13 protein-coding genes are annotated in these 18,218 nt (G+C 62.6%); 3 read left to right on the forward strand and 10 right to left on the reverse strand.

The genetic code is table 11. From position 1 onward, the window contains the following. The first annotated feature begins 265 nt into the window (after positions 1-265). Together ACRC0P_RS19615 and ACRC0P_RS19620 are read left to right on the forward strand one after the other, a co-directional pair. Positions 266-1,048: a glycerophosphodiester phosphodiesterase gene (locus ACRC0P_RS19615; RefSeq protein WP_438632998.1), complete on the forward strand. Its 783-nt coding sequence runs from the start codon at positions 266-268 to the stop codon at positions 1,046-1,048. Then, a complete protein-coding gene (locus tag ACRC0P_RS19620; RefSeq protein WP_438632999.1) occupies positions 1,048-1,953 on the forward strand; it encodes an MBL fold metallo-hydrolase in 906 nt (301 codons plus the stop codon). Before ACRC0P_RS19615 ends, ACRC0P_RS19620 begins: the two co-directional genes overlap by 1 nt. Before the next feature lie 87 nt (positions 1,954-2,040). Here the strand turns inward: ACRC0P_RS19620 and ACRC0P_RS19625 are convergent, their stop codons facing one another. After that, positions 2,041-5,172, reverse strand: a complete 3,132-nt coding sequence (locus tag ACRC0P_RS19625) for an efflux RND transporter permease subunit (RefSeq protein WP_438633000.1) — start codon at positions 5,170-5,172, stop codon at positions 2,041-2,043. A gap of 118 nt (positions 5,173-5,290) precedes the next feature. Further along, on the reverse strand, positions 5,291-6,409 hold the full coding sequence (locus tag ACRC0P_RS19630) for an efflux RND transporter periplasmic adaptor subunit (protein ID WP_438633001.1): 1,119 nt from the start codon (positions 6,407-6,409) through the stop codon (positions 5,291-5,293). Positions 6,410-6,544: 135 nt separating this feature from the next. On the opposite strand from ACRC0P_RS19630, the gene ACRC0P_RS19635 reads away from it, so the two are divergent. Next, positions 6,545-7,180, forward strand: coding sequence for a TetR/AcrR family transcriptional regulator (locus ACRC0P_RS19635; RefSeq protein WP_438633002.1), 636 nt, complete (start codon positions 6,545-6,547; stop codon positions 7,178-7,180). A gap of 117 nt (positions 7,181-7,297) precedes the next feature. Here ACRC0P_RS19635 and ACRC0P_RS19640 read toward each other — a convergent pair whose 3' ends face one another. From ACRC0P_RS19640 to nirB, 8 genes are all read right to left on the reverse strand, one after another. Continuing rightward, a complete protein-coding gene (locus ACRC0P_RS19640; protein ID WP_438633003.1) occupies positions 7,298-8,059 on the reverse strand; it encodes an ABC transporter permease in 762 nt (253 codons plus the stop codon). Further along, a complete protein-coding gene (locus ACRC0P_RS19645) occupies positions 8,056-9,021 on the reverse strand; it encodes an ABC transporter ATP-binding protein (RefSeq protein ID WP_438633004.1) in 966 nt (321 codons plus the stop codon). The genes ACRC0P_RS19640 and ACRC0P_RS19645 overlap by 4 nt, the downstream gene beginning before the upstream one ends. 499 nt (positions 9,022-9,520) lie before the next feature. After that, positions 9,521-10,246, reverse strand: a complete 726-nt coding sequence (locus ACRC0P_RS19650) for a dienelactone hydrolase family protein (protein WP_438633005.1) — start codon at positions 10,244-10,246, stop codon at positions 9,521-9,523. Between the two features lie 57 nt (positions 10,247-10,303). Continuing rightward, complete coding sequence (locus ACRC0P_RS19655; RefSeq protein WP_438633006.1) at positions 10,304-10,711, reverse strand: VOC family protein; 408 nt, start codon at positions 10,709-10,711, stop codon at positions 10,304-10,306. Between the two features lie 6 nt (positions 10,712-10,717). Further along, positions 10,718-11,977, reverse strand: coding sequence for a molybdopterin molybdotransferase MoeA (gene moeA / locus ACRC0P_RS19660; RefSeq protein WP_438633007.1), 1,260 nt, complete (start codon positions 11,975-11,977; stop codon positions 10,718-10,720). A 247-nt stretch (positions 11,978-12,224) separates the two neighbouring features. After that, positions 12,225-14,897 (reverse strand): nitrate reductase, encoded by a 2,673-nt coding sequence (locus tag ACRC0P_RS19665; protein WP_438633008.1) that lies wholly within the window; start codon positions 14,895-14,897, stop codon positions 12,225-12,227. A 2-nt stretch (positions 14,898-14,899) separates the two neighbouring features. Then, on the reverse strand, positions 14,900-15,274 hold the full coding sequence (gene nirD / locus ACRC0P_RS19670; RefSeq protein WP_438633009.1) for a nitrite reductase small subunit NirD: 375 nt from the start codon (positions 15,272-15,274) through the stop codon (positions 14,900-14,902). 87 nt (positions 15,275-15,361) lie between these two features. Continuing rightward, a complete protein-coding gene (gene nirB / locus ACRC0P_RS19675; RefSeq protein ID WP_438633010.1) occupies positions 15,362-17,890 on the reverse strand; it encodes a nitrite reductase large subunit NirB in 2,529 nt (842 codons plus the stop codon). Positions 17,891-18,218: the final 328 nt, after the last annotated feature.

Below are 18,218 nucleotides of genomic sequence, written 5' to 3' on the forward strand. Positions count from 1 at the left end.
GCTCCGATTACATCTTGTCGGCGCCAAAGGCGACCACGTAGAGAAGCCTGAAACTCAGTAACAGCTGTCCAGTGCAAAAACCAGATTAGTGGTTGACTTCAGGGGCCGCTTTAGAGAAGCGGCCCATGGCCGCGATCGGTATCTGTCGATAGCACAAGCCGATCGCGGCCATGGGCCGCCCCTACAGGGGAACACTGCAAATAATTCATTCCGGTAACCGATGTCCCATCCCTCGAAGCTCAACCTGCCCAAAAGACATGGCCCGATGGTAATCGCCCACGGCGACAACATGGGCCGCGGCCTGTATCCGGGCAACACCCTGCTGTATCTGCAGAAAATGGCCGAACTGGGGGTGGATGCGGTGGAGCTGGACCTGAACCTCACCGCCGACGGCCACTTGGTATTGATGCACGATACCCGCGTGGACCGCATCACCGATGGCAGCGGCGCTATTGCGGAGATGAGCCTGGCGGAGCTGCGCCGGCTGAATATAGCCCACAACTGGAGCCCGGACGGCAAAAACTATCCCTATCGCCGGCAGCCGTTGCGTATAGTCACCATCGACGAGGTATTCGCCGCGCTGCCGGAAATGCCGGTGATTATCGAGCTGAAAAACAACGATGCGAAGGCGGCGCGGGCTCTGTGCGACAGCATCCGGCGTTTCGACCGCCACAGCCGGGTGATCGTCTCCTCTTTCCACCAGCGGGTAATCGGCGAATTTCGCCGGCTTTGCCCCGGAGCGGCCACCGGCGCTGCCACCCTGGACGCACTGCTGTTTTACGCTGCGCAACTGCTGCGCCTGGAGTGGCTGCTGAAGCCGGGTTACCAGACCATGCAGCTGCCCATGCGCTACTACGGAATCAAGGTGTTTTCGCCAAGTTTTCTGCGCGCTGCGCGCAGATGCAAACTGCATCTGTCGGTGTGGACGGTGAACGACACCGCGGATATGCAACACTACATCGACCTGGGAGTGGACGGTATCGTCACCGACAGGCCGGACATACTGCGCTCCCTGTTGCGGGAGCGGGAAACTTCGGGAGGACAATAATGAACAGGATTCTTGCTACTCTGGGCTTTTTGCTATTTCTGGTCGCCGACCATCTGGTGGCCCAGAATGACTTTTCCGGTGTGGAGATCAGTAGTAAAAAAGTGGCGGACAATCTGTATATGCTGCAGGGCGCTGGGGGGAATATCGCCCTGTTCGCAGGGGAGGACGGCGCCTTTATGGTGGATGACCAGTTTGCGCCACTCTCCGCAAAGATTCAGAAAGCGGTAGTGGGGCTCACCGACAAGCCGCTGCGTTTTGTGATCAACACCCACTGGCACGGCGACCACACCGGCGGCAATGAGACACTGGGCGAGACGGGTGCGCTGATTGTCGCCCACGAAAATGTGCGCAAGCGCATGAGCACCAAACAATTTATAAAGGCATTCGGCCGCGAGGTACCCGCCTCGCCGGATGCGGCGCTGCCGGTGATTACATTCACTGACGCCGCCGCCTTCCACTGGAACGGCGACGATGTGATTGTTCAGCACGTAGACCCGGCGCATACCGATGGGGATTCCATCGTGCACTTCAAAAAGGCCAACGTCATCCACATGGGCGATACCTTTTTCAACGGCACTTATCCGTTTATTGATCTCTCCTCCGGCGGCTCCTTCGATGGTGTGATCGCCAGTGCGGAGCGGGTGCTGAAACTGGCCGACGACCAGACGAAAATCATCCCCGGCCACGGCCCTCTGGCCGACAAGGCGGGTCTGCAAAAGTACCGCGATACCTTGGTGGCCCTGCGCGGGAAGATCCTGGCACTGATTCAGCAGGGCAAGAGCCGCGAAGAGGTCATAGCCGCGCGGCCCACCAGGGATTTCGATCAGCAGTACGGCCAGGGCTTTATGAAGCCGGACCTGTGGACCGGAATAGTCTACGACTCATTGGCCGGGAGCCGGGAGTAGGAGCGGGCCATGCCCGCGATCGAGGTATGGCAAACACCGATCGCGGGCATGGCGGATGGCCGCCCCGCCGCTCCTACAAGGCGCAGTTCAGTCCCGTAGGATGAGCAGACGCTTGCGCAGTTGTGCGAAACCGACGGCGAAATTTCGCCGTGGCGCCGGCTCCGGCATTTCCCCCTCGCGCACTTGGAACCAAGCCGCATAGAGCGCCGGCAAAAACAGCAGCGTCAGTGCAGTGGCCACGATCAGCCCGCCCATGATCGCCACTGCCATGGGGCCGAAGAAGTCGCTGCGGGATAGGGGAATCATCGCCAGCACCGCGGTCAGTGCCGTCAATGCGATGGGCCGGAAGCGGCGCACCGTGGACTCGATGATGGCGTCCCAGGGGCTGAGCCCCTGTTCGATATCCTGTTGGATCTGGTCCACCAGAATGACTGAGTTGCGCATGATCATGCCCGCCAGGGCAATGGTGCCGAGCATGGCCACAAACCCGAACGGCTGGCGGAACAGTAGCAGGAACAGGGTCACCCCGATAATGCCCAGCGGCGCGGTGAGAAACACCATGGTCGACAGGGAGAAGCTGCGCAGCTGCAGCATCAGCAGCGTGATGACAACCAGTACAAACAGCGGCATACCGGCGTTCACCGACTGCTGGCCGCGCGCGGATTCCTCCACGCTGCCGCCGATTTCCAGCAGGTAGCCCGGCGGCAGCTGGGCGCGAACATCGCTCAGTTGCGGCCATATTTCGCCGACCACGGTCGCCGGCAGCTGATCGCCGTAGATGTCCGCGCGCACCGTCACCGTCGGCAGCCGGTTGCGGTGCCAGATAACCCCCTCTTCAAATCCGTACTCCAATGTGGCCACCTGGTTGAGCGGCACGCTGTTACCGCTGTCGGTCTGCACCGCCAGGTTTCCAAGCAATCCCAGGGCCCGGCGTTCGCGCTCGTCGCCGCGCACCTCCACGTCGATCAGCTCGTTGTACTCGCGGTATTGGCCCACGGTGATACCGCTGAGGGAACTCTGCAGCGCGCGGGACAGGGCGGCCGAGTTGACGCCCAGGGTGCGGGCGCGGTCCTGGTCGATATTCAGGCGCACCGACTTGCTGGGCTCCTCCCAGTCCAGGTGCACGTTGGACACCGCCGGGTTTGCGCGCACCTTCTCCGCCACCGCGCGCGCCAGTTCGCGCACCTCGGGGATGTGTTCACCGGATACGCGGAACTGCACCGGATAGCCCACCGGAGGGCCGTTCTCCAGCCGCGACACACGTGAGCGCAGGGTGGGGAACTCCTCGCGCAGAATTCCGATCAGCCAACTGCGCACCTCTTCGCGTTCCTCCACGCTGCGCGTCTGCACAACGAACTGGGCAAAGCTGGCCGCCGGCAGCTGCTGGTCCAGTGGCAGGTAAAAGCGCGGCGAGCCGGTGCCCACATAGGCTACATAGTTGACCACCAGCGGGTTCTGGGCCAGCAGCGTTTCCAGGCGCACGGCCTGGTGTTCGGTGGCTTTCAGTGAAGCGCCCTCGGCGAGTTTCAGGTCCACCATCAGCTCCAGGCGGCTGGACGAGGGGAAAAACTGCTGCGGCACGAAGCGGAACAGGACCAGGGCGCCGACGAAAACCGCTAGCGTCAGTGCTATCACGGTCTTGCGGTGGCGCAGGCACCAGAGCAGCAGCCTGCGGAAACGCCGGTAGAAGGGTTTTTCATAGGGGTCGTGGATCTCGCCGCTGCTGCCGTGTCGTGTCAGGTTGGGGAGCAGGCGGTCGCCCAGGTAGGGTACAAAGACCACGGCGGCGACCCAGGAAGCCAGCAGTGACAGGGTCACCACCTGGAAAATCGAGCGGGTGTACTCACCGGTGCCTGACTGCGCCGTGGCGATGGGCAGGAAGCCTGCGGCGGTGATCAGGGTGCCGGTGAGCATCGGGAAGGCGGTGCTGGTCCAGGCGAAACCGGCGGCCTTGATGCGACTCAGCCCCTGTTCCATTTTGATCGCCATCATTTCCACCGCGATGATGGCGTCGTCCACCATCAGGCCGAGGGCCAGCACCAGGGCGCCGAGGGAAATCTTGTGCAGGCCGATACCGAAGTAGTGCATCAGCGCAAAGGTCATCGCCAGCACCAGGGGTATCGACAGCGCCACCACCAGCCCGATGCGCGCACCGAGGGAGAAAAAACTCACCAGCAGCACGATCGCCAGCGCCTCTGCCAGCACCTGCAGGAATTCGCCCACGCCGCGCTTTACCGCCGCCGGCTGGTCCGAAACCTTGCGCAGCTCGAGCCCCAGGGGCAGGTCCCGCTGCAGCTCGGCGAAGGTCGCGTCGAGATTTTCCCCCAGTTCCAGAATGTCGCCGCCGGCCTTCATGGATACCGCGATGCCGATGGCGTCCTCGCCCATAAAGCGCATGCGCGGCTGCGGTGGGTCGCTGAAGCCGCGGTGCACCTTGGCAATATCACCCAGGCGCTGGGTGCGCCCCCCGGCACTGATGGGAAAATTGCGAATTTCTTCCACCGACTGGAACTGGCCGCTCACCCGTATGCGCACGCGGTCGCTGACGGTATCCACAAAACCGGCATCGGCCACGCTGTTCTGCGACTGCAGTACGCTCTGCACCGAGGACAGGGGAATCCCCAGGGAGGCCAGCTTGGTGTTGGAAATTTCCACCCAGATTTTTTCGTCCTGCAGGCCGAGCAGTTCCACCTTGCCCACATCCTTCACCCGCTGCAGCGCCAGCTGCAGGCGTTCCGCATAGTCTTTTTTCAGTGCGTAGTCGAAGCCGGGCCCGGTGAGCGCGTAGATGTTGCCGAAGGTGGTGCCGAACTCGTCGTTGAAGAAGGGGCCCTGGATATCCGGCGGCAGTGTGTGGCGGATATCACCGACTTTTTTGCGCACCTGGTACCAGAGGTCCGGGATCTCGCTGGAGCGCATATCGTCGCGGGCGACAAACAGCACCTGGGACTGGCCGGGGCGGGAAAACGAGGTGATGCGGTCGTAGTCGCCGGTTTCCATCAGCTTCTTTTCCACCCGTTCGGTAATCTGGCGGGATACCTCCTCGGCACCGGCGCCGGGCCAGAGGGTGTTGACCACCATCACCTTGAAAGTGAATGGCGGGTCCTCGCTCTGGCCCAACTGGGAATAGGAGATGGCGCCCAGAAGGCCGAGCAGGATCATGGCGTAGAGCACCAGCGGGCGGTTTTTCAGTGCCCACTCGGAAAGATTGAAACCCATTGTGATTATTCCTGGCAGGATCTGGTTGCGGGGCCCCGTGGGGTGGATAAGCGTCAGCGCATCCACCACGCCGGTCGGTGGATGCGCTGACGCTTATCCACCCTACAGAAGTCCATGTTTACTGCCGCTGGGCGATGGATCTGTCGAGATCGATCGGGCGATTCATTCTGTCCACCGGGCGCACCCGCTGACCTTCCCGCAGCAGATGGGTGCCGGCGGCCACGACCCAGTCGCCGGGCTGCAGGCCCGCCAGTACCGGCACCTGCTCCTCGCCGTAGGGGCCCGCGGTTACCGGTGTCTTGTGCAGGGTCGATTGCTGTGGATCCAGCACCCACACGTAGGGCTGGTCGCCGTCGGCGGTGAGTGCGGACATGGGCAGCACCAGGGCACCCCGGGAGGATTTGCCGTCCACGAATACCCGCGCGCTCTGGCCGAGTTCGGCGCCGGCCTTGTCATTGTCGAAGGCCACCCGCGCCTCAAAGGTGCGCGAGGCGGCGTCCGCCGCCGGGGACAGTTCGCGAATATGGGCCGGGAAGAGCTGGCCCGGCCGCGACCAGAGTTCCACCGCCAGCGCCTGGCCGACTTTGAAACGGCCGATAGCCTGCTCCGGCAGGTCGATACGCACTTCGCGCTCGCCGTCCACGGCCAGTTCGAACACCGCCTGGCCGGCGGCGACCACCTGTCCCGCCTCTGCCAGGCGCTGGGCGATAACACCGCTCTGGGGTGCTTCCAGCACCGCATAACCGGCCTGGTTGCGGGTGACATCCAGTTGCGCGCGGGCCTGCTTGAGCTGGGCGGCACTGGTATCGAAACGGCTCTCGACAGCGTCGAACTGCGAGGCGCTGACCAACTGGCGCTGCAGCAGAGCGCGGTAGCGCTCCAGCTCGCTGCTGGCCAGGCGGTGTTCCGCCTCCGCGGAGGTGAGCCTTGCGCGGGCACTGTCCAGTTCCAGGCGCAGGTCCTCGGCGTTGAGTTCCGCCAGGGGCTGGCCCCGCTCGACCCGGTCGCCCACATCCACCAGGCGCCGACTGATCTTGCCGCCGATGCGGAAGGCCAGGGCCGGTTGGGAGCGGGCGCGAACCTCGCCGGGGAACACCTCATGCAATGCCCCCGCGACCCTCGGGTGAACCATCACCGCAGGGCGGGGTTTTTCCTCGTCTTTTTCTGGTTCCGCCGGTGAGCAGGCGGCGAGTGTCAGCCAGAGTGGCAGTGTTGCGAGCAGTAGTGATCGGTACATAAAGGAGTCCCATTCCTGCTGATATGCGCGGCACCGGGGTGCCGGTGATAAAAAGGGCGTTAGCGTTGGTCGGTAATGCTATACTGGGCAGTATAGTAATTTTATTGAACTCGCGAGTCCAGTATATGGAGAATTATGACTGAGAAGGCTTCACCGGTCGCATCCCGCGGCCGCCCCAAGGACCCGGCCAAGCGCCAGGCCATCCTCGATGCAGCCAAGGAGCTGTTTCTGTCCCAGGGGTTTGCCAGCACCAGTATGGATGCGGTGGCCGCAGAGGCGGGGGTGTCCAAACTCACCGTCTACAGCCACTTTTCCGACAAGGAGAGCCTGTTTTCCGCGGCGGTTGAATCCAAGTGCGTCGATCAGTTGCCGTTTCCGGAGCTTACCCTGGAGAAGGGCGGCCCGGTGGAGGAGATGCTGAATCGCATCGGCGCGGCCTTCCTGACCATGATTGACAGCGAGGACGCCGTCCGCCTGCTTCGCCTGATGTGCGGCATGGCGTCGCAGGATGGGGATATGGCGCGGTTGTTCTTTGAGGCCGGCCCGAAGCGCACCCTGACGGAAATGGAGCGCTTTTTGCGCCGGGCCGCGGAACTGGAGCTGCTGCAGGTGGACGATCCGGCGGCGGCGGCGGAGTATTTCTTCGGCATGCTGCAGGGATGCAAGCACATGCGGGTGCTGATCGGCTGTTGCGACGCGTCCACGGAAGCGGAAATCCGCGAGCGGGTGGAAAAGGTGGTGAAAGTTTTTTTGCGCGCTTACAGCGCCTGAATGTAGGAGGGGCGGGGCGGCCATCCGCCATGCCCGCGATCGGTGTTTGCCGCCCCCTCGATCGCGGGCATGGCCCGCTCCTACAGCGCAATTCTGAAAGTCCCGAGTCCCGATAAATCAGGTTTTGAGCCGGTAACCGGTACGGAAAATCCACCAGATGCCGGTCATACACAGCAGCAGGAATAGCAGCGTCATCCCCAGGCTGATCCCCACGTTCACATCGGAAACCCCGTAGAAGGCCCAGCGGAAGCCGCTGATCAGGTAGACCACCGGGTTGAAGAGAGTGATCTTCTGCCAGAGCTCCGGCAGCATATTGATGGAGTAGAAGGCACCGCCGAGGAAGGTGAGCGGAGTGACCACCATCAGCGGTATCACCTGCAGTTTCTGGAAGTCGTCCGCCCAGATTCCGATGATGAAACCGAACATGCTGAAGGTGAGTGCGGTCAGCACCAGGAAGCCCAGCATCCAGAAGGGGTGCACGATTTCGTAGTCGACGAAGAAGCGCGCGGTGGCCAGGATCAGCAGACCGAGGATAATCGATTTGCTGGCCGCCGCTCCCACATAGCCGGCGACGACTTCGAATGCCGATACCGGTGCCGAGAGTACCTCGTAGATGGTGCCGGAGAACTTGGGAAAGAAAATCCCGAAGGAGGCGTTGGAAATGCTCTCACTCAGCAGCGACAGCATGATCAGCCCGGGGATGATAAACGCCCCGTAACTGACCCCGTCTATATCCCCCATGCGCGAGCCGATAGCGGCGCCGAACACGATAAAGTAGAGCGAGGTGGATAGCACTGGTGAGGCGATACTCTGCATCAGGGTGCGCCAGGTGCGTGCCATTTCAAACTTGTAGATAGCGCGAATGCCGTACCAGTTCATTCCTGAGCCTCCTTGGTTAACTGCTGTTGACTCTCTGCGCGTTTGCCCCGAACCAGACCGACGAAAATCTCCTCCAGCGAACTCTCCCGGGTGTGCAGATCGCGGAAATCGATATTGGCCTCATTCAGTCGGCGCAGGAACTCGGTGATGCCGGTATCGCTGCTCTTGATATCGAAGCGGTAGACCAGTTGGCTGCCGTCGGCACTGAGGGTCAGCGGCAGGTCCGCCAGGGTTTCCGGCACCCTGTCCAGCGGTTCCGGCAGATGCAGGCTGAGCTCCTTCTCCCCCATCTTCTGCATCAGGGTGTGCTTGTCCTCCACCAGTATCACTTCACCGTGATTGATGACGCCCACCCGGTCGGCCATCTCCTCGGCTTCCTCGATATAGTGGGTGGTGAGAATAATGGTCACTCCCGATTCCCGCAGTTCGCGCACCATCTCCCACATATCCTGGCGCAGCTCCACGTCCACCCCGGCGGTCGGCTCGTCGAGGAACAGGATCTTGGGCTCGTGGGACAGGGCCTTGGCAATCATCACCCGGCGCTTCATGCCGCCGGACAATGCCATGATCTTGCTGTCCCTTTTCTCCCAAAGGGAAAGCTGGCGCAGCAGCTTCTCGATATAGGCGGGGTTGGGGGCCTTGCCAAACAGGCCGCGGCTGAAATTTACCGTGGCCCAAACGCTTTCGAATGCATCGGTGGCCAGTTCCTGGGGCACCAAGCCGATCTCGCTGCGCACCAGGCGGTAGTCGCGCTGGATATCGTAACCGTTTGCGATAACGCTGCCGCTGGTGGGATTGACGATACCGCAGACAATACTGATCAGGGTGGTCTTGCCGGCACCATTCGGCCCCAGCAGGGCGAAGATCTCCCCGCGCCGGATATCCAGGTCTATATTTTTAAGAGCGGTAAAACCTCCGGCGTAGGTTTTGCCGAGCCCCTTGACTGAAATAATCGGTTCCACTGTGCTTCCTTCCTCAAATAAAGTTGCCCCAACCCTCTGGTCGTCTATTCCCCGGGCAATTCGACATGCTACCTCAAATCCGGTGTAGCTTACTAAGCCCCGTGCGGCGAAAACTCCCAGCTACCAGACTGTTGGAGAGTCTCTTGCGGCAAGCCGTTGACGGATCAGTTACCGACAATTCTGTAGTTGCCGATATCCGCCTCGATTCCGAGGTGCGCAATAATTTTTCGCTATGGCATGTTATTGGCAAGGGTCTTATTGGCAAGTGTCTTTGTGCGTGTTAATGGCTACGCAAACCCGCGCACAGATGGCGAAGGCCACCTGACAGAAAACGCGGCGGGAGGGAGAGGCAGCGGACAGCAGTATCTGGCCGGTGATCAGTAGCGTCCCGGGACCGCGGGTTCCAGCTCCGCACCTGGGAGCGCCGAGCTCCAGCTCGGCAAGCGGGCCACAGGCCCGCCAAGGGGCGAACACAAGATTCGTCCTCTACAGGAAACATTCAGCCAAACAGCTTGCGATAAAAATTCACCGCGCCATCCCAGGCATCTCTCGCCGCCGTTTCACTGTAGGCCAGCGGAATATTGAATTTTTCGCCGCGGCCGGTGGCGGCGGGGTTGGTAAAACCGTGCTTGACACCCGGGTAGCTGGTCAGCTGGAATTTCACCTCGGCGGTTTGCATCTCTTTGGCAAAGGCCGCCACCTGGTCCACTGGAATCATATCGTCGGCGCCGCCGACATAGACCTGGATCTCCGCCTTGACGGTGCCGGGCTCTATCTTGATATCGCTGTCCAGCGTGCCGTGGAAGCTGACCACGCCCTTCAGGTCCAACCCCAGCCGAGCCATGTTCAGTGCCACGGCGCCGCCGAAGCAGTAACCCTGGGCGGCGATGCGCGCTCCGTCGACGGTTTCGTGTTTCTGCAGCAGGTCCAGAGCGGTGTGGAAACGTTGTTTGACGGCCCCGGGAGTCTCGAGAGCGCCATTCATCAGCGCCGCGGCATCGGTGGGGTTGTCCGCCTGCTTGCCGGAACCGAACATATCCAGCGCAAAGGCGGTATAGCCCAGGGCGGCCAGCCGGTCGGCCTGCTCGCGGACGAAGTCGTTGTGGCCCCACCACTCGTGAATTACCAGAATGCCCGGACGCTCGCCGTCGATGCTGTCGTCGTAGGCCAGGTACCCGGTAAACGATTCGCCGTCCACCGTGTATTCGAGTGTTTCACTGTGCATTTTTTTCCTCCTTGTCTGAGTTTACGGTGCCGTAGGGTGCGCCTGAACGGAAGGGTTTCAACTTTCCCAGGGTGGCCCCTTGAGTTCCACTACATTGTTTTCCGGATCGCTGACATAGATCGACGGCCCTTCGCCCTCGGCCCCGTAGCGGGATTCCACCTGCCCGGGTTCGATGTCGTTGTCGCGCAGGTATTGCAGTATCTGCTCAGCGTCGAAGGGGTCTATACGCAGGCACAGGTGATCCATATTGCGCCCCTCTTTACCCGGCGCCGCACCGCCGGCGCGCCCCAGTTTCTGGTTCACCGGTACCAGGTCGATCAGGCTGTTGCCGGCGCGCAGCTGGTAGAGGCCGATATCTTTCTGGGTGCGTTCCAGGGTACAGCCGAGCAGTTGGTAAAAATCCATCATCGCCTGCAAATCGGCTACGCGCAGCACGATATGGTCGATATGTTGAATCTTTAACATAGTGTCCTACACCAGTGGTGCCCTGAAAGGTTCGATGGTGACCCAGTCCCCGGTATCGCAGTTGCCACCTTCCCGCGGCAGCACGATAAAACAGTTGGCACGGGAGAAGCCGGAGAGGATATGGCTGCCTTGTACACCGGTGCTCCGCACTACCTGCTGGCCGTCACAGTCGCGCCAGGTGTAACCGCGCTGGTAGTCCAGGCGCCCGGGTTTCTTGGCGATGGGGTTGAGCAGCCGCGCGCGGCACTGGATCGGCGGCTGGCGATATTCATCGCTCACGCCTTTTAGTTTCTCCAGCGCCGGCAGTACCAGTTGGTAGAGGGTGACCAGGGCGGAAACCGGATTGCCGGGCAGGCCGAAAAACAGTGCCCGGCCGCTCTCCCGGGGCAGGTGGCCGAAAGCGAAGGGCTTGCCGGGTTTGATCGCCAGGCGCCACAGCTCCAGTTGGCCCAGTTCCTCCAGCACCGTGCGGGTAAAATCCGCTTCGCCCACGGAGACGCCGCCGCTGGTGACGATAATGTCCGCGCTCTCCCGCGCGGCGAGAAATCCGTCGCGGATCGCCCGCGGCTCGTCCGGCAGGCAGCCGAGATCGACGATGTCCAGATTCAATTGCGCGAGCGCCGCTTTTATCGCGATGCGGTTGCTGTCGTAGATATTGCCCTCGCCCAGTTTCGCGGCGGGGGTATCCAGGGAGCGCAGCTCGTCGCCGATGGAGAGCAGCGCGGCGCGCACCCGGCGCACCACCGTGACCCGTGCCACGCCGGCGGCGGCGAGCAGGGCGATGTCCGGCACCTTGAGAGCGGCGCCGGTGTCCAGCAGGGTTTCCCCGCTGCGCACGTCCTCGCCGCGGCGGCGGATATGCTCCCCGGTTTTCGGGGCCGTGTTCAGGGTGAGCCTGTCTCCCTGCAGTTCCGTCTGTTCCTGCATCACCACCCGGTCGGCGCCCGCGGGCAGCGGCGCACCGGTGGTGATGCGCACGCACTCGCCGGCGCCGATCGCGCCGGAAAAGGGATGGCCGGCGAGGCTTTTTCCAACCAGCTGCAGGGGAGTGTCGCTCTCGCCGCAAAGCGCGTAGCCGTCCATCGCCGAGTTGTCGCAGGGGGGCAGGTCCAGCTGCGCCTGCGCCGGTTTCGCCAGCACGCGGCCGCAGGCCTGGTCCAGGGGAAGGGTTTCGGTTTCGCTCAGGGGGGCAATGGCCTCCAGCAACTGCTCGCGGGCCAGTTCAACGGAAATCAGGCCGCTCTGATGGCAGATATCGGTGGTCATGGTGTTTTATCTTTTTGTTGCGGATGGGGGGACCTTAGCGCGGTTGGGGGGAAATGCAATACTGTTCGGGACTCGGGATTCGGGATTCGGGACTCGGGACCCGGGACCCGGGGCTCGGGGCTCGGGGTTCGGGGCTCGGGGCTCGGGGCTCGGGGCTCGGGGCTCGGGGTTCGTGTAGGGTGCGCCGTGCGCACCGAAGGTTTGTCGGTGCGCACGGCGCACCCTACGGAATGGAACCGCCCGGCTTTCAGGCGGCCTGCTCCGCCAGCTTGCGCAACAGCCCGGCGATTTCCGGTTTGCAGGAACCGCAGTTGGTGCCGCAGCCGAGTTCCTCGCCCAGGGAATCCACCGAGTCGACGCCGCGTTCGATGGCTTCCTGTATCTGTTGCCGGGAAACCTGCATACAGCTGCACACCATCTGCGCACCGGGGGGAATATTCTGCAGCAGCTGCGCCGGTGCCTTGGGCAGCGGCTGTTCCAGGCTGTTTTCCAATACCTGGCGGTCCGGCAGGGTGCGCCAGTCCCCACCGGTAAAGACCAGCAGGTCCACCTGCTGGCCGTAGGCCAGCCAGCGCTCTCCCTGGAGCAGTCGCAGTTGCTGCCAGTGCAGGTCGTTGCGCCCTAGCAGTTGCTCTCCCAGTGCGCGCCAGTCCGGCGCTTCGCGCAGCGCCAGCTCGTAGCGGTAGCCGCCATTGCAGGGGACCCGGTACCAGTGCACCAGGTTTGCCTCCGTCACCCACTGCTGAACGCGGTCGGCGCTTTCCCGGCGGCACAGCAGGCTGGCGTAGCTGTGCACGGGCAACGGTTTTAGCCGTACCGACAGCTGTTTGAACTCCGGCTGGCCCGAGTAGGGGTCGGTGACCGGTTCCGCCAGCGCGCTGACCCGCGCCCGGTGTGCCAGGGTTTCGCTCCAGTGAATGGGGGCGAACAGCTCCCCGGCTTTTTGCGCCCCGGTGAGTGCCGCGCGGCCGCACAGGGTGCCCCGGGGGCTGCGCACTTCCACCAGTTGTCCGTCGTCGACATGCCACTGTTTGGCATCCCGCGGGTTGATCTGTATTTCCGGCAGTTCGCTGTGATCCAGCAGTTTGCGCGCGCGGCCGGTGCGGGTCATGGTGTGCCACTGGTCGCGCAGGCGGCCGCTGTTGAGCCACAGCGGGTATTCGGCGCTGCGTTTCTGCTCGGGGCTGCGCGGCTGCACCGGCACAAATTGCGCGCGGCCGCTCGCGGTATAGAAGCGCCCGTCCGCGAACAACCGCCGGGTTCCTTCCGGATTGGCGCTGTTGACCGGCCACTGTACCGGCTGCAGCTGGTCGTATTCGCGCCGGCTGAGGTTCGCCAACGCGGAAATATCGAATGCCCGGCTGCCCGGTTTTCCGGTTTGGTTCTCAAAACCGGAGAGGGCGGCGTGCTCGCGGAAAATATCCACCGGATGGGTGTAGGCGAAGGCTTCGCCGAAGCCCATCTGCGTGGCCAGGTCGCAGATTATCTGCCAGTCGTGCCGGGCCTCGCCGGGTGGTGTCAGGAAAGATCTTTGACGGGAGATGCGCCGCTCGGAGTTGGTTACGGTGCCGTTTTTCTCCCCCCAGGTGGTGGCGGGCAGCAGCAGGTCGGCACAGCGGGCGGTGTCGGTGTCCGCCACGCAATCGGAGACCACCACCAGCGGGCACTTTTCCAGCGCGCGGGCCACGCGCCCGGCATCCGGCATACTCACCGCCGGGTTGGTGGCCATGATCCAGACGGCCTTGATCTCCCCGTTTTCGATAGCCCGGAAGAGATCCACCGCTTTCAGCCCCGGCTTGTTCGCCATGGAGCCCGAGCGCCAGAAGCGCCCCACGCGGTCGATATTTTCCGGGGTGAAATCCATATGTGCGGCGAGCATATTGGCCAGCCCGCCCACTTCGCGCCCGCCCATGGCATTGGGCTGGCCGGTGATGGAAAAGGGGCCGGCGCCGGGCTTTCCGATGCGCCCGGTGGCCAGGTGGCAGTTGATGATCGCGTTGTTCTTGTCGGTGCCGCTACTGGACTGGTTGATGCCCTGGGAATAGAAACTGATCGTTTTTTCGCTGCGCGAAAAAAGCGTAAAAAAGTCCATCAACTGGTCGAGGGACAGGCCGCAGTGTTCGGCGGTTTTTTCCGGCGTCCACTCACCCGCGGCGTCCAAAGCCTGCGCAAAGTTTTCCGTATGATTGTTTATGAATTCCCGGTCGAGGGAATTCACCTCGGACAAGTGGTTCAGCAGGCCGTTAAACAGTGCCCCGTCGCTGCCGGGGGTGATCGCCAGGTGCAGATCCGCCATCTCGCTGGTGGCGCTGGCGCGGGGGTCGATCACTACCAGTTTGGCATTTGCCGCCTGCATGCGCTGGAAGAGTATCGGGTGGGTCCAGGCGGCGTTGGAGCCCACCAGCACCACCAGCTCCGCCTCTTCCAGATCCCCGTAACAGCAGGGCACCGCGTCGGCGCCGAGCGCGCGCTTGTAGGCGGCCACTGCCGAGGACATGCACAGGCGCGAGTTGGTATCCACATTGCCGCTGCCGATAAAACCTTTCATCAGCTTGTTGGCGACGTAGTAGTCCTCGGTAAGCAACTGGCCGGACAGGTAAAAGGCTACTGAGTCGGGGCCGTGTTCGGCGATGGTGCGTTTGAACTGCCTCGCCATAAAATCCATGGCGCTGTCCCAGTCGCACTCCCTGCCGCGCAGGCGCGGGCGCAGCAGGCGGCCGTGTTCACCCAGGGTTTCCGCCAGGGCGGAACCCTTGACGCACAGGCGGCCGGCATTGGCCGGATGCCGCTCGTCGCCGGCGACGGATGCCGCCTGTTCATCGCCGCGGCTCTTCACAGTGGCTGTTACACCGCAGCCCACACCACAGTAGGGGCAGGTGGTGCAGGTTTTCTGTGCGTGAAAGCGCTCGAGTAATGCCATGTTCAGAGATCGACGGCGATGCACACGGTGTCGCCGTCAAAGGCGACCGGGTAGCTGTTCAGCTTAACGTTCTCGTCCTCGAGGCAGACGCCGTCGCTCAGGCGAAAATGCTGCTTGTACAGCGGCGAGGCAACCGTGAGCTGGCCGTCCACTTCCGCAACGAGACCGCGGGCGATAACGCCGGCTTTGGCGATCGGGTCCCAGTTGTCCAGGGCGTACAGCTGGGGCTCGCAATCGGGAAGAAAAAACAGGGCGATGCTTTTGCGGTTACCCACAGAGGAATCGCCCACAAGGGCACACACACCGGAATCGGCAACCAGATCTGATCGCTTGCAGATCGGCTGCCACTGGGGGTGGGTTATGGCAACTTGGGTCATGGTGTTCTCCTACGATATTCGGGACTCGGGACTCGGGACCCGGGACCCGGTAGCAGCGCCGCCACCGAACCCGTTCAAAGTGATAATTCAAGCCGGCTCGGCAATTTTTACGATTTCCTCTTCCCGCGCCGGGCGAGGCTGGCCGCGTTCCTCCACGAAGACGATTTTCTCGTCCGCCTGGTCGGTGTTCACGAACTGGCGGAAGCGCTTGAGCATTTCCGGGTCCTCGATGGCGGTCTTCCACTCGCACTGGTAGGTGCCGACGATATTGGCCATCTGTGCCTCCAGCTCCTCGCAGATTCCCAGCTTGTCATCAATGATCACCTCGCGCAGGTAGTCGAGGCCGCCCTCCAGGTTTTCCAGCCACACCGAGGTGCGCTGCAGCTTGTCGGCGGTGCGCACGTAGAACATCAGGAAGCGGTCGATGTATTTGATCAGGGTCTCGTCGTCCAGGTCGGTGGCGAAGAGATCCGCGTGGCGCGGGCGCATGCCGCCGTTGCCGCACACGAACAGGTTCCAGCCGTTTTCCGTGGCGATAACCCCCACGTCCTTGCTCTGTGCCTCGGCGCACTCGCGGGTGCAGCCGGACACCGCCATTTTGATCTTGTGCGGCGAGCGCAGGCCCTTGTAGCGGTTCTCCACTTCCAGTGCCATGCCCACACTGTCCTGCACGCCGAAGCGGCACCAGGTACTGCCCACACAGGATTTTACCGTGCGCAGGGATTTGCCGTAGGCGTGGCCGGTTTCGAAGCCGGCGTCGATCAGCTCGCGCCAGATTTCCGGCAATTCCTCGAGCCGGGCACCAAATAAATCGATGCGCTGGCCGCCGGTGATTTTGGTGTAGAGGTTGTATTTCTTCGCCACCTGGCCCAGCACGATCAGCTTGTCCGGAGTGATCTCGCCGCCGGCCACCCGCGGCACCACGGAGTAGGTGCCGTTTTTCTGCATGTTGGCCATAAAGGTGTCGTTGGTGTCCTGCAGGCCAACGTGCGGTTTCTTGAGGATATGCTCGTTCCACAGGGAGGCGAAGATCGACGCCGCCGCCGGTTTGCAGAGTTCGCAGCCGCGGCCGCTGCCGTGTTTTTCCAGCAGTTCGGGGAAGGTTTTGATTTCCTCCACCTGGACTATGTGGAACAGCTCCTGCCGGGTAAAGGCGAAGTGGGGGCAGATATTGTTGTTCACTTCCAGGCCCAGGGCCGCCAATTCCTCGTCCACCACGTTTTTCAGCAGCGCGGCGCAGCCGCCACAGCCGGTGGAGGCTTTGGTGGAATCCTTGACCTCGGCCAGGGAGCAGCAACCCCCCTGTACCGCGTCGACGATCTGGCCCTTGCTCACATTGTGACAGGAGCAGATGGTGGCGGTGGCGGGGAGGGCGCCGGCGCCGAGAGCGGGGGCGGCACCGTCGGCGGCCGGCAGTATCAGCTGCTCCGGGTGCTCCGGCAGCTCTATATCGTTGAGGTGGTATTGCAGCAACTGGTCGTAGTCGCCGGTGTCGCCCACCAGTACCGCGCCGAGCAGTTTTTTGCCCTCACCGTCGGTGATCATGCGCTTGTAGATGCCGCTCTGCTCGTCCACGAAGGTGATTGCCGCGGCACCCTCGGCGCGGCCGTGGGCGTCACCGATAGAGCCCACCTGCACGCCGAGCAGTTTCAGCTTGGTGCTCATGTCGGCGCCGGTGAAGACTTCGCTGGTCTCGCCGCACAGTTGTGCCAGCGCGGTGCGGGCCATGGTGTAGCCGGGGGCCACCAGGCCGTAGATGAAATTGTTGAACAGGGCGCACTCGCCGATGGCGAAGATATTTTCGTCGGAAGTGCGGCAGGATTCGTCGACGGCGATGCCGCCGCGCTCGCCCAGTTGCAGGTCGGCGGATCTCGCCAGCTTGTCCTCGGGGCGGATACCAGCGGAGAAGACGATCAGGTCGGTGATGAGTTCGCGTTCTCCCTTGAACTGCATGCGCAGGCGGCCGTCCACCTCCTCAATCAGTTCGGTGGCGGTGCTGGTGTGCACGGTTACGCCCAGGTCCTCGATCTTGTTTTTCAGCAGTTCTGAACCGCCCTCGTCCAGCTGTACCGACATGAGCCCCGGGGCGAATTCCACCACGTGGGCTTCCAGACCCAGTTCCTTCAGCGCGTTGGCCGCTTCCAGGCCGAGCAGGCCGCCGCCGACCACCACGCCGATGCTGGCGCCCTGGGAGGCATTGCGGATTGCGTCCAGGTCTTCCAGGGTGCGGTAGACGAAGCACTTTTCGTGTTCATGGCCGGGAATCGGGGGTACGAAGGGGTAGGAACCAGTGGCCAGCACCAGGCGGTCATAGGACTTGCTGACCCCGCTGGCGGAAGTGACGGTCTTGTTTTCCCGGTCGATGGACACGGCGGTGTCATTCAGCAGCAGCTCGAAGCCCCACTCCCGGTACTGTTCAACCTTGCCCAGCGCCAGGTCGTCGGCGGAGCGGCCGGCAAAATACTCCGACAGGTGCACCCGGTCGTAGGCGGGCCTGGGTTCGGCGCAGAAGACGGTGACGTCGAAGAGAGCTTTTTCCGGCCGACCGGCCAGTTGCTCGAGAAAGTGGTGGCCCACCATGCCGTTGCCGATCACGATCAGTTTTTGTTTAACCATAAGTCCTGCCATCTTGTTCTGAATTTTCGGCAGGGAAGGCGCGGTGGCGTGGCACAGGCGCTTCCTCTTCTGCCGAAGAGTTCAGGCGCCGTTGCCTCGTTAGGGGGATGAATTTTTGTGTTGGTGTCGGTAGATATTCAAGGTTTGTGCCAACCGGGATTTTGCGGGGTTTTATGGGGCTCGGCGGCGACTCAGCGGGATAGCTTGCAATAAATTGGTGCGCAACAGCGCTGTTTGCCCATTGATGGTGCTTTGCACGTTTTCTCTGTAGGAGCGGCCCATGGCCGCGATCGGTCTGTAGGGTAACCACCTTTGATCGCGGCCATGG

This window comes from Microbulbifer sp., from assembly GCF_051659245.1.
Lineage (GTDB): Bacteria > Pseudomonadota > Gammaproteobacteria > Pseudomonadales > Cellvibrionaceae > Microbulbifer.